The organism is Rhodoferax sp. (genome assembly GCF_028689305.1).
In the GTDB taxonomy this organism is placed as follows: Bacteria; Pseudomonadota; Gammaproteobacteria; order Burkholderiales; family Burkholderiaceae_C; genus Rhodoferax.
In genome coordinates, this window is sequence record NZ_JAQTWM010000081.1 from 1 (window position 1) to 17000 (window position 17000).

A 17000-nucleotide genomic window follows, 5' to 3' on the forward strand; every position below is an offset into this window, starting at 1 on the left:
ACGCCGTGTTTGGCCGCAATGTGCCCAGCCCGCACGCGCACTACTTGTGCTGGCGCACCGGCATGATGGAGCGCTGGGAATGTGTGGCGTTTGCCGACTGGCTCAAGCAAAGCGTCAAGTGATTGAGGGTGTTTTAGCCCTCTAGCCCGGGTGGAACAAGCTTGACAAGCTATTAAAATAATAGCTTTATCCCATTTGGAAATGCTGCCCTGCAGCGCTGTCTGGCAAAGACGGGGCGATCGCGCAATGGGTCGATCAAGCCGCTGGCGATTCTTGTCGGGTGTTCATCTGGTCTCGTGCGGCGCAGGCGCGGCGTAAGTGACGTACGGAGAGCGGCCCTGCCGTTCTGCGCTTTCGATTTCCGCCGTGAGCTGCTTCTCCTCTTCTTGGAGTGCAGCAAGCTGTCCTTCAAATCTTGACCTTTGCGCCGGCTCGGCCGCAGCAAGCGCGGTACGCAAGGAAACCGACTCGGCCTTCACTTCGGCCAACCGGGATTTCAGCGGAGCGATGCCCGCCTGGACCGGCTGAAGCTCGCTGCCAAAAGCGAAACCGCACGCGGCGAAGGCAAGGCAGGCGATCAAGATGGTTTGCGGTTTCATTGCTGGACTCGACGTTCGAGTTCAGGGGCGCGGCGCGGTTTTATCGCGCAGCATCCCCTGCACCGCCGGATTGGGCCGCACGTCGCTTCAAACACTACGCGAACCCTTGATGTCATATGCAGTGAACTTTCGGTCGAGCAAACCACAACGGCGAGCAACAGCCCGCCAGGGTTCAATATGCGGCGCCTGAAGGTGCCTAGCAAGGCTTTCGTGATCTGGCCACAGTTCGGAGAAGCGAATGAGCCCGGGATCAAATGGATCTTCAGCTACATCGTAGGCGACGCACCCATCGTTTCGGTATGTCGTCTCGACCAAAGTTCGTAGGTGGGGGCGCACCTCTGGCATTTGTTCAGGTGGAAATCTAAGAATTCCGAAGACAGCTACGGTAGGTTGCATAGAAATATCTCAATCGAGTTTCGGTGTTCGGAGACCATCTTGTGAGGCCTAACGTAGAAGTGAGCGGACTGGCGCGGCCTGCCGCGACAGGTCCGCTCGACTGTCGGGTTGGGCGACGCGGTTACACATAGTGCCTAGCGCCAACTTACTTGCTCTCAAGATACTTAATTGCCTGCTTTGTAAGTACCAAGGGTTGAGGCCCTCCGCCACCAATGAAGTCGGCGCGTGAACCCAACGGATTATTCTCTTCTGCACCGCTGGTAAAGACGATCCCGTTATCGTCTCCCCGGTAGTCATGCCAGAAGCGAGCGATAAGGCAGCCATCCTCATAGATGAGGTACCAATATGGACCAAAGGACTCTCTACTCGAAGAATCACGCTCGACGGAAAATGCCATGTAATCGCTCCTGAGACGCCCAACGTAATGTAGCCGAGCGCCTATCCTGGCATTGCTGAGTGAGACGACTGGATATCCTGGGATGCCGTCTGCCGACGGCATTGGCCAACAACGGGCAAGCCGCATCGGGCCTGGGTTTGCCGTCAATCGCACTGGATAGTGAAGTCATATTCCTCCCCTTGAACCCGGTCGCCTAGGCTGGCGAAATTCTGTCAAACGCCGGTCTGTTGTCCCCGACGCTGTTTGTCGTCGGACTATAGCCCATAGGGCCTCACCCCTGAATGGGGACTCCCGAGCAGGCCTTGTCTTGGGATGATGGTAGTTTTGGCACAAAAACACCCTCTAGCCCGGATGTTATCTACCCATATCGCTACACTAAATATAGCGAACGATATTTCAGGCAAGTTTCAAAAAATACTCATGCCGCGCCTGGGCGGTTCGATTTACAGTCATGGTTTTCCGCACACAGAGGACGCAGATTGACCACGCCCACCCACTTAGGCACCGAATCAGCCACCCCGCTGCCCGAACTGCAACAGCAGGTGGTGCAGGCGCTGCAGCCCTATCTGCCCGGCCACGCGCTGTTGTGGACGCCCGAGGACACCACCCCGTATGAGTGTGACGGCCTGTCGGCCTACCGCCAGCGCCCGCTGGTGGTGGCCTTGCCTGAAAACGAGACCCAGGTTCAGGCGGTGCTGCGCATCTGCCACGCGCTGCAGGTGCCGGTGGTGGCGCGCGGCGCCGGCACGGGGCTTTCGGGCGGGGCGCTGCCGCTGCAGCGCGGGGTGACCTTGTCGCTGGCCCGCTTCAACCGGATCATCCGCATTGACCCGCTGGCGCATACCGCCGTGGTGCAGTGTGGCGTGCGCAACCTGGCCATCAGCGAAGCGGCGGCGTCTTATGGCCTGTATTACGCGCCCGACCCCTCCAGCCAGATTGCCTGCACCATTGGGGGCAATGTGGCAGAAAACTCCGGGGGCGTGCACTGCCTGAAATACGGTCTGACCCTGCACAACATCCTCAAGGTGCGCGGCTTCACCATGGCCGGGGAAGCGGTGGAATTTGGCGCGGACGCGCTGGATGCGCCCGGCCTGGACCTGATGAGTGTGGTGATTGGCTCCGAAGGCATGCTGGCCGTCACCACCGAGGTCACGGTCAAGCTGATTCCGCAGCCGATGCTGGCCCGCTGCATCATGGCCAGTTTTGACGACATGCGCAAAGCCGGTGAGGCGGTGGCCAGCGTGATTGCCGAGGGCATCATCCCGGCCGGGCTGGAGATGATGGACAAACCCATGACCGCTGCCGTGGAAGACTATGTGCACGCCGGCTACGACCTCAACGCTGAGGCCATTTTGCTGTGTGAGAGTGACGGCACGCCTGAAGAGGTGGAAGAAGAAATTGGCCGCATGAGTGAGGTGCTGCGCGCCGCGGGCGCGACCCAGATTGCGGTCAGCCGCGACGAAGGTGAACGCCTGAAGTTCTGGAGCGGGCGCAAGAACGCTTTCCCGGCCAGCGGGCGCATCAGCCCGGACTACATGTGTATGGACTCGACCATTCCACGCAAGCGTGTGGCCGACATCCTGCTGGCGATCCAGGAGATGGAGAAGAAGTACCAGCTGCGCTGCGCCAATGTGTTCCACGCCGGTGACGGCAACCTGCACCCGTTGATCCTGTTTGATGCCAATGACGCCGACCAGCTGCACCGTGCCGAGCTGTTTGGCGCCGACATCCTGGAAACCAGCGTGGCCATGGGCGGCACGGTGACGGGTGAACATGGCGTCGGGGTGGAAAAGCTCAACAGCATGTGTGTGCAGTTCAGCGCCGAGGAAAACGAGCAGATGTTTGGCCTGAAGCGAGCCTTTGACCCGCGCGGTCTGCTGAACCCGGGCAAGGTGATCCCAACAGCGCACCGCTGCGCCGAATACGGCAAGATGCTGGTGCGCGGCGGCCGGCTCAGCCACCCGGAGTTGCCCAGGTTCTGAGCGGACCGCAACCGTCGGGGCTAACGCACCACCACTTCGGCACGCCGGTTTTTGGGTTCGGCCACCTCATCCTCGGTCGGCACCAGCGGGGCGCGCTCACCGCGGCCCACGGCCTCGATCAGATCGGCGTTGAAACCCTGGGCCACCAGCAAGTCACGCACAGCCTGGGCGCGCCCGAGTGACAGGGCGTCATTGGCTTGCAGGGCACCGACCCGGTCGGTGTGACCAATCACCGCGATTTCACCGCCTTTGCGGGATCGGGCATTGGCCAGGATGGTGGACAACAAGGCCTTTGACTCGGCGGTCAGGGTCGAGCCACCGGGTTCAAAATACAACAGAAACTGCTCGGGTGGCCGTGGCAATTGCGACAGCATGTTGCCGTAGCGCTCCATCACCGCCAGCGGCGTGGTGGTGCCCAGCGTCATCTGCCCCTCGGGGGTGATTTCCACCAGCTGATAGGGTTTGGAGATTTGTTGTGAGCCGGCAGGGGTGGTCACCACCACGGCGCTGGACTTGCCGGCTTCTTCGGGCAACAAAATCACCCGACTGACCGGCGCACAAGCACTGAGCAGGCCCGCCACCAACCCCCACACCAGCCACCATCCTGTGCTGCGTTTCATGGCACCTCCACCAGAAAATCGGTGCCACGCACCCCCACGACCGAAGTCGGCGTTTTGACGTTGACCTGCTCAGGGTGCAGCTTGGCCAGCCAGCCGGTCACCACACGCAAAGCGCCCTGGGCCAGATTCACCAACACCGAGCCATCCTGGGTGGTGGCATCAAACTGGACCTTGGTCAACTCCATGGTGGTGCCGGGCCCTGCCGTGATGATGGTGCCATCCCGCAACGCCAGGGTGACACTGGCATTGCGCCCGGTCACGATCCGGTCGGACTCCTGCAGTCCGGCACCCGCCTCGGCCTGGCGCGACGCGCCGCCGGCCTGGCTCAGGCTGACCTCGCCCGCCACGGCTTTCAGCGTGCCTTGCCGCTGCGTTTGGGCACTGGCCATGGCTGCCATCAGCAGCATCACAGCGCAGGCACAACTGGATTTGAATGTCATGAAAACCTCACTTTCCGGTCCAATGGCTTCGTCAGCCCAGACTCACTTCACCACACGCAACGCTGGCTCATCCTCAGCCAGCAACTGGGTCGCCCAACCGGCCAGCTTGCCGGTATCGGCACGCAGGATCTCTTGTTTGACCGCCAGAATTTGGGTCGGGTGCATGGAAAAACTGCGCAAGCCCAGACCCAGCAGCAGCTTGGTGCAGGTCACGTCCCCCGCCATTTCACCGCAGACGCTGACCGGCTTGCCCTGCGCCTGGCCCTGGGCAATGGTGTCGGCAATCAGACGCAGCACCGCCGGGTGCAGCGGGTCGTACAGGTGCGCCACCGATTCGTCGGCGCGGTCGATCGCCAGGGTGTACTGGATCAGGTCATTGGTGCCAATGGAGAGGAAGTCAAAATATTTCAGGAATACCCGCAGCGTCAGTGCAGCCGCCGGGATTTCGATCATCGCCCCGATCTGGACCGGGCCGTAGGCCACCCCACGGTTGTCGAGTTGCACGCGGGCGTGATCAATCAGCGACATGGTCTGGCGGATCTGGCTGGCATGGGCCAGCATCGGGATCAGCATACGCACCTGGCCAAACGCAGCGGCCCGCAGAATGGCGCGCAACTGGGTGAGGAACATGGTGGGTTCCGCCAGACTCCAGCGGATGGCACGCAAGCCCAGCGCCGGATTGAGGTGGGCGTTGTCACGCACGGTGTCGTCTAGCGGCTTGTCAGCCCCCACGTCCACGGTACGGATCGTCACCGGCAGGCCCTGCATGCCTTCCACCGCGCGCCGGTAGGCCAGGAACTGCTCCTCTTCATTGGGCAGCTTGCCGTGACGGCCCATGAACATGAATTCGCTGCGAAACAGGCCCACCCCCACTGCACCGGCATTCACCGCGCCGACGGCGTCATCGGGCATTTCGATATTGGCCAGCAATTCGATTTTTTGCCCGTCCAGCGTCACCGCCGGGGTGTGCAGCAGGCGCGCCAGCCGACCACGCGCCAGTTCGCCCTGACGCTGCTTGAAACCATACTCGGCCAGGATGATGGCCGACGGGTCCACCACCACCACACCGGCATCACCGTCGATGATGACCCAGTCGTCCTGGCGGATCAGCTGGCTGCCCAGGCGCGCGCCCACCACGGCCGGGATATCCAGGCTGCGCGCCACAATGGCCGTGTGCGAGGTCTTGCCACCCACATCAGTGATAAAGCCGGCAAAGACACTTTGCTTGAACTGCAGCATGTCGGCTGGCGACAGATCATGCGCCACCAGAATCAGCGGCACATCCACCGTATCGTCGAGCAGCAGGTCTTGCTGGGAAGACTTGCGTTCACCCCGGCCCAGGGGCTGGATCAGCGGTGACGACACCCCCCGCATGGCACGTAACACCCGCTCGGTGATTTGTTCCAGATCAGCCTTGCGCTCGCGCAGGTAGTCATCCTCCATCTCGTCAAACTGGCGCGCCACTACCTCCAGCTGGCTGGTCAAGGCCCATTCGGCGTTGTAGAGACGGTCCTTGATCCAATGCTTGACGCCTTGCGCCAGCTCGTCGTCCTGCAACAGCATCGAGTGCACTTCCAGCAGGGCGGCCATCTCATGGGGCGCTTCCTTGGGGCCCATCTGGGCAATGCTTTCCTGCAGGCGGTGGATTTCCTCCACCACCGCGTCGCGGCCATCACGCACCCGGTTGATTTCCGCTTCAACTTGAGATGGCTCAATGAAGTAGTGCGCCACATCGAGCCGGCTGGACGCCACCAGCACGGCCCGCCCGATGGCAATGCCACGGGCAACCGGCAGGCCATGGATGGAGAACGTCACTCCCCTTCTCCAAACTTGTCGTTGATCAGGGCCAGCAGGGCCTCCATGGCTTCCTGCTCGCGCTCACCACTGGTTTCCACTTCAACCGGGGTGCCCTGGCCAGCGGCCAGCATCATCACGCCCATGATGCTTTTGGCATTGACACGGCGCTCGCCGCGCGACATCCAGACCTCGCACGGGAAACTGCCCGCCAGCTTGGTCAGTTTGGCGGAGGCACGGGCGTGCAGGCCCAGTTTATTGCTGATGGTCGTGGTCGTTTTGATCATGGGGTTTGCGAATTTGATTTTGCGGCGCGGTGACTGCCACCTGCATGACACCCTGGGTGCCACCGGCCAACGCACGCGCCATCAGGGCGTCCAGAGACTCCTGCCGGTAGGTCACGGCACGCAGCAGCATGGGCAGATTGACGCCAGCAATCAGCCGGGAGTTCATACCGTCCACCAGCTTTTGCGCCACGTTGCACGGTGTGGCACCAAACAGGTCGGTCAAGACCAGCGTCTGTGGCCGGTGCAGCAGTGACATCGTCATGCGTGCCATGGCCAGGGTTTCATCCGCAGGCATGTTGGGTTGCACATCCAGCACGGCCATCGAGCTGGCGGCATCCGGGAAAACGTGCAACACACACTGGCGCAACGCGCTGGCCAAGGGCGCATGAGCGATGATGAAAATGCCGGTGTTCATGTCTTTCTGGAATGGGCTGGGAGCAAAGGGTTGGGCCGTCTCCGGGGCACAGGGGTGCTTGGGCCGCTAATTATGGCTTTTTGCTGTCAGGAAATAGACATAAGACAACACCGTCGACAACAAATAACACCCCACGGCGAACTGGAACGCCCGCAGCTCCGACGCCCCCAAGGCCTGGAAACCATCAATGGCCAGACCCACGCCCCACTGCACGGCAAATACACCGGCAAAGATCAGCAGGTTGTAGGCGGACAGCGCCCGCCCCGCCAGGGCCGGGGGAAACGCCATGGCCACGGCCGGCTGCGCCAACGAAATGAAGGTGCAGCTCATGCAATACATGGCCCAGGCCATCCCAGCCCAGATACCTATTGACTTACCAGCTACTATAATGATAGCAATGATGATGAAGCTCAAGGGCATGCCATAGCGGATCAGCCGCTCTGCGGTGTAACCCTGGCGCGTCAGCCAGGGATTGATCAGGCCCCAACCCCAAAACGTTGCCAGCATGGTCATATTGATCCAGAACAGGCCATTGGCCGCCTCCAGTGGCGTGAACCCGGCGATGCGGATCATCCAGGGTGTGACCCACAAGGTCTGCATCGCCACCAGCCCACCGTAAATGAAAAACCCCATCGGCGCCATTTTGCGAAAGTACGGGTGGCGCCAGACTTCGGCATAACTGGCCTTGCCGGGCACCGTGTCCGCCGCATCCGCCGCTGGCACAGCAGCCGTTTTCCAGGCGGGAACCTGCCAGGCAATCCAGACCATCGCCAGCAACACCAGAACAGCCAGCCCCCAGAACAGGCCCCGCCAACCGGTCAGGGGAACCAGCCATTGCACCGGGAGCGTGGAGGCCACCATCCCCATGGAGCCGGTCATCAGCATCCAGGAGTTGGCACGCATCTGCGATGCCGGGGCGAACCAGCGACGGTAGCCGGTCAATGGCGCCATCAGGCAGGCACTCACACCAACACCGCTCAACACGCGCGCCAACAGCAAACCATTGAAACTGGTGGCCAGGGCAAAGGCCGCACAGCCCAGCACGGCCACCAGCAGCAGGGCCAGAATGACTTTTTTCGGACCGTGCCGGTCCAGCCATCTCCCCAGGGGCAATTGGGTGGCGGCAAAGCCCAGGAAATAGCCTCCGGCGAGCAGCCCCAGATCACGTGCATTCAGGGCGAACTCCTGCGTCAGCGCAGGGGACAAGGTGGCGGTGATCGCCCGGATCAAGGCCGACAGAAAATAGGCGCTGGCAAACGCCAGAAAAACCAGGACAGCGGTTCGTCGCGACAGCGTGCTCATGACACGGCACGCGGGGAAAAGTTACTTGAGTGCACCAAACACCTTTTTGAGAATGGCACTACCGGTGCCCACCGGGTCCTGACGAATTTTCTTTTCTTCTTCGCCAATCATGAAGTACAGGCCATCCAGCGCCTTGCCCGTGACATAACGCTCCACGCTGACCTCATCCCCGCTGAGCAAGCCCATGCCAGCCGCCTTGCCGGCAATCTGGTTGTATTTTTCAGCCAGCTTCACTTGCTGCGTGGTCTTCTTCACCACGGGTAAAAACTTGCCGGCAAGAGGCACCCGGGTTTTGTCGGCGAAAAACTGCGTGACAGAGGTGTCGCCCCCGCTGAGGATGCTCTTGGCGTCCTGGACACTCATTGATTTGACAGCGCCCACCAACATGTCTTTGGCCAAGGGCACAGCCGCTTCAGCGGCATGATTCATGGCCACGACCAACTCGTCCAGCCGGCCCCCCTGCCCCAGCCGGCGCAACAGGCTGGCAGCCTCTTCAAGATAACCTGGCAACGGAATACGAACCTTGTCATTGCCTAAAAAGCCGTTGGGCTGCCCCAGCACCGCCACGGCCACACGTGCCCCCTGTTCCAGTGCCGCCTTGAGTCCTTGCGACGCCTGGGCATGAGTCAAGTCGCTCAAGGTCAATGCTTGGCTGGTGCCGTGAAACAGCAGCAGCTCACCAGCGATGAAAGCAGTTGTGAGGGTCTGGAAGCTACGTCGGTCCATGGAAATCACCGGTGGAGGTTTGGCAGGCCCCATGGTAACCGGCACATCCCGCTCACCCGGCACCACGCCGCAGCGGTGGCGCCACAGGGTTGTGACTTATTTCGCGCGGAAGTCGTCGTGGCACGATTTGCACGCGCCACCAACGGCGTTGACCGCCACTTTGATGTCATCGAGTTTGCCGGTCTTGGCGACAGCAGCCAGTTTGCCCATCTCAGTCTGGAGCTTGCCTGCGGCTTCGTCAAACTTGGCCTTGTTGGTCCAGATTTCAGGCTTGGCCTTGGTGTCACCCTTGTCGGTACCGGGGCCAAAACCAGCCCAGGGCAATTTACCAACATAGTCAGCCACTGCGGCGCTTTCTGCGGCGACCTTGGCATCAAAAGGAACCTTGCCTGCTGCCATGCCAGCCACGCGGCCAAAGTTCTGCTGCATCACAAACAGCGCGTTTTTGCGGTACTTGATGGCATCTTCCGGTTTTGCAAATTGTGCCGACGCTGGCAAAACAAATGTAGCAGCCAGACCGGCCAGGGCCAGAGAAACGATTTTTTTCATGGGATTCCTGTGAAAGTTAAACTTGAAGACAAACGGGCTCGCAGTTTATTGCGTTTTCTTCAAATTTGCATTTGCTGCTTCAAGAGGTATCTATGGCGTATGTTGTGCGCGTGTGGGACGCCCCCACCCGACTGTTTCATTGGCTGCTGGTGGCCAGTGTGATTGCGCTGGTGATCACGGCCGAGATCGGTGGCGCGGCGATGGACTGGCATTTCCGGCTGGGGTACGTCGTGCTGGCACTGCTGGCATTTCGACTGATCTGGGGTTTTATGGGTGGCCGCTGGTCGCGGTTTGCCACCTTTCTTTATTCACCCAGGCAGGTTCTGGCTTACCTGCAAGGACGGGGAGCGCAGGAACACCTCGTTGGTCACAACCCGATGGGGGCGTTATCGGTCTTCGCCCTGCTGACGTTCCTGGCCCTGCAGGTGGGTTCCGGCCTGATGAGTGACGATGAAATCGCCGCTGCCGGCCCATTGACCCGATTCGTATCTGGCACCTGGGTCTCCAATGCAACCTTCTACCATAAGGAAGTTGGCAAGTTGATCTTGATCAGCCTGGTGCTGCTTCACGTGTTGGCCATTGCCTTTTACTTTTTCAAAAAACGCGACAACCTGGTCAAACCGATGATCAACGGTGACAAGGCCCTGGAATTTCCCGCTGAAAGCGCCAACGACAGCAAGGTCCAGCGCGTCAAGGCAGCGGGGATTGCCCTCGTTTGTGCCGCCCTGGTTGGCGCACTGCTGGCCTGGTTAAATTAAGAAATCGCTGAATTCTTATCGCATCAGCAGCATGGCTCACTCACCCCAGCAGTCCAGCGACTTTGACCTCTTCAGTCCGGTGGAACAGGACGACATCGATGCCGTGAAGGCGCTATTTATGGCGTATGCGCAAGGTCTGGGTGTTGATCTGTGTTTCCAGAATTTCAGCAGCGAACTTGACAACCTGCCCGGGGACTACGCGCCGCCAAGAGGTGCCTTGCTTGCGATCCGCACCAGCACGGGCCTGGCTGGCTGCTGTGCCCTGCGCCCTCTCGACACGGTGGACTATCCCAATGCCAGTGAAATGAAACGGCTCTATGTTCGCCCGCAGTTCCGCAGCTTCGGCTTTGGGCGCGCCTTGGCTGAAGCCATCCTGGATGCGGCCCGCAGCATGGGTTACAGCTGCGTGCTGCTGGACACCTTGAGCGAGATGGAGACAGCACGTGCGCTTTACGACGACCTGGGTTTTGTAGAAGTCCCCCCCTACTACCACAACCCCATCGCAGGTGCGCACTACCTGATGGCCAGGCTGTAAGCCCCCACGCCAGCTCTCGGAGCGCCACGGAGAACCGCAGCGTTGCTCAAGCTTTGGCCTGGGCCAGCAGGGTTAACGCGTCACTCACTTCGAATTTTCCGGGCGCCTCGATGTTCAAAGTCGCCACCTTGCCATCCTTGACCAGCATGGCGTAGCGGTTGCTGCGTAAGCCCAGTCCCCGGCCGGTGAGATCCAGTGTCAAACCCGCAGCCTTGGCAAACGCGGCGTCGCCATCAGCCAGCATGCGAATCTTGCCCGCTGTTTTTTGATCACGAGCCCAGGCGCCCATCACAAACGCGTCGTTGACACTCAGGCACCAAATTTCGTCCACACCAGAGGCCTTCAACGCAGCCTGATTTTCCACGTAACCAGGAACGTGTTTGGCCGAACAAGTGGGGGTAAAAGCACCTGGCACGGCAAACAGTGCAATGGTCTTGCCAGCACTTGCAGCACGCACGTTGACCGGATTCGGCCCCAGGCTGCATCCTTCACCTTCGACTTCGGAATATTCCATCAGGACCACATCCGGCAATGAATCACCTACTTTAATCATGTCCAACCTTTCAGCGTTAAAAGTACCCACAAAAAAAACGGCTCACAACATTGTGAGCCGTTTTCATATTATGTGCAGCGAGGTCACTGCATAGACTTAAACCAGGGCAGCTTTCTGGACCAAACGGGTAGCAACCCAGTTCTTGGTCTTGGAGATAGGCCGGCTTTCGGTAATTTCAATCACGTCGCCGAGTTTGAATTCACCTTTTTCGTCATGGGCATGGTATTTGCTGGATTTCGCAACAATCTTGCCATAGAGCTCATGCTTGACACGACGCTCGATCAACACGGTCACCGTCTTGGCACGCTTGTCACTGACCACTTTGCCGATCAGGGTGCGCTTGAGGGATGGTTTAGCTTCCGTCATTTATCGCTCCTTATTTGGCGGACTGGGCAGCAGCTTGCTTTTCGACCAAAATGGTCTTGGCGCGAGCGATGTCACGACGCGCCAAGCGCAGCGTTGCTGTGTTATTGAGTTGTTGCGTCGCCTTTTGCATGCGCAGACCAAAATGGGCTTTTTGCAGCTCTTTGACCTCGGCTTGCAAACCGGCAACATCTTTTTGTCGTAATTCAGTCGTTTTCATCTCATATGCTCCTGATTACTGACCGATCATGCGGGCAACAAAGGCAGTCCGCAAAGGCAGTTTGGCCGCAGCCAAACGGAATGCTTCACGGGCCAGTTCTTCGCTGACACCCACAATTTCAAAAACGATCTTGCCGGGCTGGATTTCTGCCACGTAGTACTCGGGGTTACCTTTACCGTTACCCATACGCACTTCAGCAGGCTTCTGGGAAATTGGTTTGTCAGGGAACACCCGAATCCAGATACGACCGCCACGCTTCACATGACGGGAAATGGCGCGACGTGCGGCTTCAATCTGACGGGCTGTCAAACGACCACGATCGGTACATTTCAGACCGAAATCACCAAATGCGACCGAGCTGCCTCGGGTCGCAATGCCGGTGTTACGGCCCTTTTGCTCTTTGCGGTATTTGCGACGAGCGGGTTGCAACATATTTATTCTCCTTTGCCGTCAGCTGCTGCAGCTGGCGCGGCTACCTTGCGGACGCGCTTAACGGCGGGTTTATTGGCATCAGCACCAGTGGCTTCAGCGGGTTTGTCACTGCCATCGGCCGGGGCGTTGTTACCACCAGCGGGACGGCGTGCACCACGGGGTGCCGGACGGTCAGATCCCGGGCGGGCATCACGACGCGGACCACGTGGACGACGCTCTTCATCGGGACGCGGCGTCTCGACAGCAGGCAGGTCATTGCGGCCCAAGGTGTCACCCTTGTATACCCACACCTTGACACCAATGATGCCGTAGGTGGTCTTGGCCTCCGACGTACCGTAGTCGATATCAGCACGCAGGGTGTGAAGCGGCACGCGACCTTCGCGATACCACTCACAACGAGCGATTTCAATACCGTTGAGACGGCCAGACGACATGATCTTGATGCCCAGGGCACCCAGACGCATGGCGTTTTGCATGGCACGCTTCATGGCACGACGGAACATGATGCGCTTTTCGAGCTGCTGGGTGATCGAGTCAGCAATCAGCTTGGCATCGATTTCAGGCTTGCGCACTTCTTCGATGTTGACGGCCACCGGCACGCCCAATTGACGACCCAGATCACGCTTCAGGTTTTCAATGTCCTCGCCCTTTTTACCGATCACAACACCCGGACGAGCCGAGAAAATCGTGATACGGGCATTCTTGGCGGGGCGCTCAATCAGAACCCGCGACACGGACGCATTCTTGAGCTTGGCTTTCAGGTACTCGCGCACCTTGATGTCTTCAGCCAGCATGCCCGCGAAATCGCGGTCATTGGCATACCAACGTGATGCCCAGTTGCGACTAACCGACAGACGAAAGCCGGTTGGATGGATTTTTTGTCCCATAACTTCCTGGCCTCTTTCAGTTACCGACCGTCACGTACACATGGCACGTGGGTTTTCTGATTTGGTTGCCACGACCTTTTGCACGGGCCGTGAAGCGCCGCAGCGATGCGCCTTGCTCGACGTAGATGGTTTTCACCTTCAACTCGTCGATATCAGCACCATCGTTATGCTCAGCATTGGCAATCGCAGACTCCAGAACCTTCTTGATGATCACAGCAGCTTTTTTCTGTGTGAACTGCAAAATGTTCAAAGCCTGATCCACTTTTTTGCCGCGAATCAAATCCGCGACCAGACGGCCCTTGTCAACCGACAAACGAACGCCACGAAGGGTTGCACGTGTTTCCATGATCACCTCCTTATTTCTTCTGGACTTTTTTGTCCGCAGGATGGCCCTTGAAAGTCCGGGTCAGAGCAAACTCACCCAACTTGTGGCCGACCATTTGGTCAGTGATATAGACAGGCACGTGCTGCTTGCCATTGTGAACAGCAATGGTCAACCCAATGAACTCGGGCAAAACCATTGAACGACGCGACCATGTCTTGATCGGCTTCTTATCCTTGGTAGCAACGGCCTTTTCGGTCTTGGCTACCAGGTGATGGTCAACAAATGGACCTTTTTTGAGAGAACGAGTCATTACCTACCCCTTACTTCTTGCGACGCGACACGATCATGACCTGCGTGCGCTTGTTGTTACGGGTACGGTATCCCTTGGTCAGATTACCCCAAGGATCGACTGGATGACGGCCCTCGCCGGTCTTGCCTTCACCACCACCGTGCGGGTGATCAACCGGGTTCATCACCACACCGCGAACGGTCGGGCGAATACCCATCCAGCGCTTGACACCAGCCTTGCCGAGTTGGCGCAGGCTGTGTTCTTCGTTAGCCACTTGACCCAGAGTTGCACGGCATTCAATGTGAATCTTGCGAACTTCACCTGAACGCATACGAACCTGTGCGTAAGTACCTTCACGAGCCAACAGCGTTGCTGATGCGCCAGCGGAGCGAACCACCTGAGCACCCTTGCCCACTTGCAATTCGATGCAGTGAATCACGGAACCCACCGGGATATTGCGGATGGGCAAAGTGTTACCAACACGGATCGGGGCTTCCGAACCACTGACGATGGTGCTACCCACTTCAAGACCGCGCGGTGCAATGATGTAACGACGCTCACCGTCGGCATAACACACCAGGGCGATGTGAGCAGAACGGTTCGGATCGTATTCAATGCGCTCAACCTTGGCCGGAATACCGTCCTTGTTGCGCAAGAAGTCAACCACACGATAGTGATGTTTATGACCTCCGCCCTTGTGGCGAGTCGTGATGTGACCATTGTTGTTACGACCAGCTTGCTGGAACTGAGGTTCCAACAGCGCCGCGTGCGGAGCACCCTTATGGAGGTGATCACGCGAAATCTTCACCACGCCACGACGGCCTGGGGAAGTTGGTTTCATTTTGATAACAGCCATGATTACGCGGCCTCCCCACCAAGATTGAGTTCTTGACCAGGCTTGAGTCTCACGTAAGCCTTGCGAACGTTGTCGCGACGACCCACAGACTTACCGAAGCGTTTGGTCTTACCCTTGGTGTTCACTACAGAAACGCCCTTGACTTCAACCTTGAACATCAACTCCACAGCGGCCTTGATTTCATGTTTGGTTGCGTCTTGAAGCACCTTGAACGTCACCGCATTGCTTTTTTCAGCAACCATCGTAGCCTTTTCAGACACGATCGGCGCAACCAGCACCTGCATCAGGCGACCTTCGTCGAATTTTTGAGTTTGGTTAGCTTGGCTCATGCGAACATCTCCTGCAGTTTGCCCATAGCTGCCTTGGTCACCAACACCTTGCGGAAATGGACCAACGAAACCGGGTCAGCATAACGAGGCTCAACCACCAGCACGTTCACCAGGTTGCGCGATGCCAGGTACAGGTTTTCATCAACCTCATCAGCAATCACCAACACCGAGTCAAGGTTCATTGCCTTGAACTTGGCAGCCAACGCCTTGGTCTTGGGTGACTCCACCGTCAGGGAATCGACCACAGCCAAACGACCTTCACGGGCCAACTGGGAGAAGATGGAGGCCATACCAGCTCGGTACATCTTCTTGTTGATTTTTTGCGTGAAATTTTCATTGGGCATGTTCGGGAAAATCCGACCACCCCCACGCCACAATGGCGAAGAAGTCATACCAGCACGTGCACGACCAGTCCCCTTTTGTTTAAAAGGCTTCTTGGTGGAGTGACGAACCTGCTCACGATCTTTCTGAGCACGGGTACCTTGACGCGCATTGGCCTGGAACGCCACAACAATCTGGTGAACCAGATCTTCGTTATAAGCACGACCAAACACCGTCTCAGGAACATCCAGCTTGGACGCAACCTGGCCTTGATCATTCAGGAGTTCGAGCTGCATTAGTTCGCTCCTTTCGCATCAGATTTCTTTGCCTTGACAGCCGGACGAATCGTCACAAAACCGCCTGCGGAACCAGGAATGGCACCCTTGATCAACAACAGTTGACGGGCCTCATCCACACGGACGACATCCAGATTTTGTGTCGTCACCAGATCATCACCCAGATGACCTGTCATCCGCTTACCCGGGAAAACACGACCCGGATCCTGCGCCATACCGATAGAACCCGGCACATTGTGCGAACGGCTGTTACCGTGTGATGCACGTTGCGAGCTCATGTGGTGACGCTTGATGGTGCCAGCATAACCCTTACCGATGGTCGTGCCTTGCACGTCCACCTTTTGCCCTACCGAGAACACGGTGGACACCGGCACATTGGCGCCAGACTGGTATTGGGAAGCTGTTTCAGCCGAAACGCGAAACTCACGAATGATTTCACCGGCTTCGACACCCGCCTTGGCGAGATGTCCTGCGATAGGCTTGTTGACGCGAGAAGCTTTTTTCGCACCAAATGTCACTTGCAAAGCGACATAGCCATCGTTCTCCTGGGTTTTCACCTGGGTCACACGGTTATTCGACACATCGATCACAGTGACAGGAACAGCATTCCCGTCATCCGTGAACAAACGCATCATCCCAACCTTGCGCCCCAGCAACCCTAAGTGATTGCTAAGACTCATTGTTTTCTCCGTAACTTTCACCGGTGCAACTGCAATTGGCCACACCGTTTTGCTGTGAAAGACTGTTAATAAAACTCCGCACCCGCATCAGCTGCAAACACGGAGCCTGCGAGTATATCGTCTACTTCCCAAAACGGCAAGTAAATTCAACCTCTCAAGATAGTCAGGAGCAGTCAGACCGCTCCTGACACCATTTTTTACTGCAACTTGATTTCGACGTCGACGCCAGCAGGCAAATCCAGCTTCATCAAGGCATCCACGGTCTTGTCGGTTGGATCGACAATGTCCATCAAACGCTGGTGTGTGCGAATTTCAAACTGGTCACGGCTGGTCTTGTTGACGTGAGGCGAGCGCAGAATATCAAAACGCTTCATGCGGGTTGGCAATGGCACCGGGCCCTTGACAATCGCACCGGTACGCTTGGCGGTATCCACAATCTCAGCGGCCGATTGGTCGATCAACTTGTAATCAAACGCCTTCAGGCGAATACGGATTTTTTGTTTCGTTGCCATGGTGTTCCTTAAGCAATGATCTTAGCCACGACGCCAGCGCCAACCGTCTTGCCACCTTCACGGATAGCAAAGCGCAGGCCTTCTTCCATGGCGATCGGGGCAATCAGCTTCACAGTGATCGACACGTTGTCACCAGG

The 17000-nt window shown here is 58.2% G+C and carries 26 protein-coding genes and 2 pseudogenes; 4 read left to right on the forward strand and 24 right to left on the reverse strand.

Translation table 11 applies throughout. The annotated features are described in order from the left end of the window. Positions 1 to 122, forward strand: a pseudogene (locus tag PHW99_RS14565) (LysR family transcriptional regulator); the annotation flags it as partial. Between the two features lie 162 nt (positions 123 to 284). Here PHW99_RS14565 and PHW99_RS14570 read toward each other — a convergent pair. The 3 genes from PHW99_RS14570 to PHW99_RS14575 all read right to left on the reverse strand — a co-directional run bounded on the left by PHW99_RS14570 (position 285) and on the right by PHW99_RS14575 (position 1392). After that, positions 285 to 599: a hypothetical protein gene (locus PHW99_RS14570; protein ID WP_300179005.1), complete on the reverse strand. Its 315-nt coding sequence runs from the start codon at positions 597 to 599 to the stop codon at positions 285 to 287. 87 nt (positions 600 to 686) lie between these two features. Further along, positions 687 to 995 carry a putative quinol monooxygenase gene (locus tag PHW99_RS18855; RefSeq protein ID WP_366913520.1) on the reverse strand — a complete coding sequence of 103 codons (309 nt, stop codon included), beginning with the start codon at positions 993 to 995 and terminating at the stop codon, positions 687 to 689. Between the two features lie 145 nt (positions 996 to 1140). Then, complete coding sequence (locus PHW99_RS14575) at positions 1141 to 1392, reverse strand: hypothetical protein (protein WP_300179008.1); 252 nt, start codon at positions 1390 to 1392, stop codon at positions 1141 to 1143. A gap of 479 nt (positions 1393 to 1871) precedes the next feature. Here PHW99_RS14575 and PHW99_RS14580 point away from each other — a divergent pair, with 479 nt between their 5' ends. After that, a complete protein-coding gene (locus PHW99_RS14580) occupies positions 1872 to 3374 on the forward strand; it encodes an FAD-linked oxidase C-terminal domain-containing protein (RefSeq protein ID WP_300179011.1) in 1503 nt (500 codons plus the stop codon). A 20-nt stretch (positions 3375 to 3394) separates the two neighbouring features. On the opposite strand, the gene PHW99_RS14585 is transcribed toward PHW99_RS14580, so the two are convergent. The 8 genes from PHW99_RS14585 to PHW99_RS14620 form a co-directional block, all read right to left on the reverse strand. Beyond that, positions 3395 to 3994 (reverse strand): OmpA family protein, encoded by a 600-nt coding sequence (locus PHW99_RS14585; protein ID WP_300179014.1) that lies wholly within the window; start codon positions 3992 to 3994, stop codon positions 3395 to 3397. Further along, positions 3991 to 4434, reverse strand: coding sequence for a FecR domain-containing protein (locus tag PHW99_RS14590; protein ID WP_300179017.1), 444 nt, complete (start codon positions 4432 to 4434; stop codon positions 3991 to 3993). The genes PHW99_RS14585 and PHW99_RS14590 overlap by 4 nt, the downstream gene beginning before the upstream one ends. Positions 4435 to 4476: 42 nt before the next feature. Then, a complete protein-coding gene (gene ptsP / locus PHW99_RS14595) occupies positions 4477 to 6249 on the reverse strand; it encodes a phosphoenolpyruvate--protein phosphotransferase (protein ID WP_300179020.1) in 1773 nt (590 codons plus the stop codon). Next, on the reverse strand, positions 6246 to 6515 hold the full coding sequence (locus tag PHW99_RS14600) for an HPr family phosphocarrier protein (protein WP_300179023.1): 270 nt from the start codon (positions 6513 to 6515) through the stop codon (positions 6246 to 6248). The genes ptsP and PHW99_RS14600 overlap by 4 nt, the downstream gene beginning before the upstream one ends. Beyond that, entirely contained in the window at positions 6484 to 6930 is a 447-nt protein-coding gene (locus tag PHW99_RS14605) for a PTS fructose transporter subunit IIA (protein ID WP_300179026.1), read from the reverse strand. Before PHW99_RS14605 ends, PHW99_RS14600 begins: the two co-directional genes overlap by 32 nt. Positions 6931 to 6996: 66 nt before the next feature. Beyond that, positions 6997 to 8232, reverse strand: coding sequence for an MFS transporter (locus PHW99_RS14610; protein ID WP_300179029.1), 1236 nt, complete (start codon positions 8230 to 8232; stop codon positions 6997 to 6999). A gap of 21 nt (positions 8233 to 8253) precedes the next feature. After that, positions 8254 to 8958, reverse strand: a complete 705-nt coding sequence (locus tag PHW99_RS14615; RefSeq protein WP_300179032.1) for a DUF4197 domain-containing protein — start codon at positions 8956 to 8958, stop codon at positions 8254 to 8256. Positions 8959 to 9054: 96 nt separating this feature from the next. Then, entirely contained in the window at positions 9055 to 9507 is a 453-nt protein-coding gene (locus PHW99_RS14620) for a cytochrome c (protein WP_300179035.1), read from the reverse strand. A 92-nt stretch (positions 9508 to 9599) separates the two neighbouring features. Here PHW99_RS14620 and PHW99_RS14625 point away from each other — a divergent pair, with 92 nt between their 5' ends. After that, a complete protein-coding gene (locus PHW99_RS14625) occupies positions 9600 to 10265 on the forward strand; it encodes a cytochrome b/b6 domain-containing protein (RefSeq protein WP_300179038.1) in 666 nt (221 codons plus the stop codon). A 31-nt stretch (positions 10266 to 10296) separates the two neighbouring features. Continuing rightward, complete coding sequence (locus PHW99_RS14630) at positions 10297 to 10800, forward strand: GNAT family N-acetyltransferase (RefSeq protein ID WP_300179041.1); 504 nt, start codon at positions 10297 to 10299, stop codon at positions 10798 to 10800. A 46-nt stretch (positions 10801 to 10846) separates the two neighbouring features. Here the strand turns inward: PHW99_RS14630 and PHW99_RS14635 are convergent, their stop codons facing one another. From PHW99_RS14635 to PHW99_RS14695, 13 genes and pseudogenes are all read right to left on the reverse strand, one after another. Beyond that, positions 10847 to 11353 carry a peroxiredoxin gene (locus PHW99_RS14635; RefSeq protein WP_300179044.1) on the reverse strand — a complete coding sequence of 169 codons (507 nt, stop codon included), beginning with the start codon at positions 11351 to 11353 and terminating at the stop codon, positions 10847 to 10849. Between the two features lie 96 nt (positions 11354 to 11449). Continuing rightward, the gene (rpsQ, locus tag PHW99_RS14640; protein ID WP_300179047.1) at positions 11450 to 11719 is read right to left on the reverse strand and encodes a 30S ribosomal protein S17; all 270 of its coding nucleotides are present in this window, start codon (positions 11717 to 11719) and stop codon (positions 11450 to 11452) included. Positions 11720 to 11729: 10 nt separating this feature from the next. Next, positions 11730 to 11936: a 50S ribosomal protein L29 gene (rpmC, locus tag PHW99_RS14645; RefSeq protein WP_300179050.1), complete on the reverse strand. Its 207-nt coding sequence runs from the start codon at positions 11934 to 11936 to the stop codon at positions 11730 to 11732. Between the two features lie 15 nt (positions 11937 to 11951). Continuing rightward, a complete protein-coding gene (gene rplP, locus PHW99_RS14650) occupies positions 11952 to 12368 on the reverse strand; it encodes a 50S ribosomal protein L16 (protein ID WP_300179053.1) in 417 nt (138 codons plus the stop codon). Positions 12369 to 12370: 2 nt separating this feature from the next. Then, complete coding sequence (gene rpsC / locus PHW99_RS14655) at positions 12371 to 13255, reverse strand: 30S ribosomal protein S3 (RefSeq protein WP_300179056.1); 885 nt, start codon at positions 13253 to 13255, stop codon at positions 12371 to 12373. Between the two features lie 16 nt (positions 13256 to 13271). Then, complete coding sequence (rplV, locus tag PHW99_RS14660) at positions 13272 to 13604, reverse strand: 50S ribosomal protein L22 (protein WP_300179074.1); 333 nt, start codon at positions 13602 to 13604, stop codon at positions 13272 to 13274. Between the two features lie 7 nt (positions 13605 to 13611). Then, complete coding sequence (rpsS, locus tag PHW99_RS14665) at positions 13612 to 13890, reverse strand: 30S ribosomal protein S19 (RefSeq protein WP_078364575.1); 279 nt, start codon at positions 13888 to 13890, stop codon at positions 13612 to 13614. A 10-nt stretch (positions 13891 to 13900) separates the two neighbouring features. Continuing rightward, complete coding sequence (gene rplB, locus PHW99_RS14670; RefSeq protein WP_300179062.1) at positions 13901 to 14725, reverse strand: 50S ribosomal protein L2; 825 nt, start codon at positions 14723 to 14725, stop codon at positions 13901 to 13903. Between the two features lie 2 nt (positions 14726 to 14727). After that, positions 14728 to 15054, reverse strand: a complete 327-nt coding sequence (rplW, locus tag PHW99_RS14675; RefSeq protein ID WP_300179065.1) for a 50S ribosomal protein L23 — start codon at positions 15052 to 15054, stop codon at positions 14728 to 14730. Further along, entirely contained in the window at positions 15051 to 15671 is a 621-nt protein-coding gene (gene rplD / locus PHW99_RS14680) for a 50S ribosomal protein L4 (RefSeq protein WP_300179068.1), read from the reverse strand. Before rplD ends, rplW begins: the two co-directional genes overlap by 4 nt. Further along, entirely contained in the window at positions 15671 to 16351 is a 681-nt protein-coding gene (rplC, locus tag PHW99_RS14685; protein WP_300179071.1) for a 50S ribosomal protein L3, read from the reverse strand. The genes rplD and rplC overlap by 1 nt, the downstream gene beginning before the upstream one ends. 197 nt (positions 16352 to 16548) lie before the next feature. After that, on the reverse strand, positions 16549 to 16863 hold the full coding sequence (rpsJ, locus tag PHW99_RS14690) for a 30S ribosomal protein S10 (protein WP_028250951.1): 315 nt from the start codon (positions 16861 to 16863) through the stop codon (positions 16549 to 16551). Between the two features lie 8 nt (positions 16864 to 16871). Then, a pseudogene (locus PHW99_RS14695) lies at positions 16872 to 17000 on the reverse strand (elongation factor Tu); the annotation flags it as partial.

Bases quoted from the DNA above. Each gene is read 5' to 3' on its own strand.
- PHW99_RS14570 (WP_300179005.1), bottom strand. From the start codon at position 599: ATGAAACCGCAAACCATCTTGATCGCCTGCCTTGCCTTCGCCGCGTGC.
- PHW99_RS18855 (WP_366913520.1), bottom strand. From the start codon at position 995: ATGCAACCTACCGTAGCTGTCTTCGGAATTCTTAGATTTCCACCTGAA.
- PHW99_RS14575 (WP_300179008.1), bottom strand. From the start codon at position 1,392: ATGGCATTTTCCGTCGAGCGTGATTCTTCGAGTAGAGAGTCCTTTGGT.
- PHW99_RS14585 (WP_300179014.1), bottom strand. From the start codon at position 3,994: ATGAAACGCAGCACAGGATGGTGGCTGGTGTGGGGGTTGGTGGCGGGC.
- PHW99_RS14590 (WP_300179017.1), bottom strand. From the start codon at position 4,434: ATGACATTCAAATCCAGTTGTGCCTGCGCTGTGATGCTGCTGATGGCA.
- PHW99_RS14600 (WP_300179023.1), bottom strand. From the start codon at position 6,515: ATGATCAAAACGACCACGACCATCAGCAATAAACTGGGCCTGCACGCC.
- PHW99_RS14605 (WP_300179026.1), bottom strand. From the start codon at position 6,930: ATGAACACCGGCATTTTCATCATCGCTCATGCGCCCTTGGCCAGCGCG.
- PHW99_RS14610 (WP_300179029.1), bottom strand. From the start codon at position 8,232: ATGAGCACGCTGTCGCGACGAACCGCTGTCCTGGTTTTTCTGGCGTTT.
- PHW99_RS14615 (WP_300179032.1), bottom strand. From the start codon at position 8,958: ATGGACCGACGTAGCTTCCAGACCCTCACAACTGCTTTCATCGCTGGT.
- PHW99_RS14620 (WP_300179035.1), bottom strand. From the start codon at position 9,507: ATGAAAAAAATCGTTTCTCTGGCCCTGGCCGGTCTGGCTGCTACATTT.
- PHW99_RS14625 (WP_300179038.1), top strand. From the start codon at position 9,600: ATGGCGTATGTTGTGCGCGTGTGGGACGCCCCCACCCGACTGTTTCAT.
- PHW99_RS14630 (WP_300179041.1), top strand. From the start codon at position 10,297: ATGGCTCACTCACCCCAGCAGTCCAGCGACTTTGACCTCTTCAGTCCG.
- PHW99_RS14635 (WP_300179044.1), bottom strand. From the start codon at position 11,353: ATGATTAAAGTAGGTGATTCATTGCCGGATGTGGTCCTGATGGAATAT.
- rpsQ (WP_300179047.1), bottom strand. From the start codon at position 11,719: ATGACGGAAGCTAAACCATCCCTCAAGCGCACCCTGATCGGCAAAGTG.
- rpmC (WP_300179050.1), bottom strand. From the start codon at position 11,936: ATGAAAACGACTGAATTACGACAAAAAGATGTTGCCGGTTTGCAAGCC.
- rplP (WP_300179053.1), bottom strand. From the start codon at position 12,368: ATGTTGCAACCCGCTCGTCGCAAATACCGCAAAGAGCAAAAGGGCCGT.
- rpsC (WP_300179056.1), bottom strand. From the start codon at position 13,255: ATGGGACAAAAAATCCATCCAACCGGCTTTCGTCTGTCGGTTAGTCGC.
- rpsS (WP_078364575.1), bottom strand. From the start codon at position 13,890: ATGACTCGTTCTCTCAAAAAAGGTCCATTTGTTGACCATCACCTGGTA.
- rplB (WP_300179062.1), bottom strand. From the start codon at position 14,725: ATGGCTGTTATCAAAATGAAACCAACTTCCCCAGGCCGTCGTGGCGTG.
- rplW (WP_300179065.1), bottom strand. From the start codon at position 15,054: ATGAGCCAAGCTAACCAAACTCAAAAATTCGACGAAGGTCGCCTGATG.
- rplD (WP_300179068.1), bottom strand. From the start codon at position 15,671: ATGCAGCTCGAACTCCTGAATGATCAAGGCCAGGTTGCGTCCAAGCTG.
- rplC (WP_300179071.1), bottom strand. From the start codon at position 16,351: ATGAGTCTTAGCAATCACTTAGGGTTGCTGGGGCGCAAGGTTGGGATG.
- rpsJ (WP_028250951.1), bottom strand. From the start codon at position 16,863: ATGGCAACGAAACAAAAAATCCGTATTCGCCTGAAGGCGTTTGATTAC.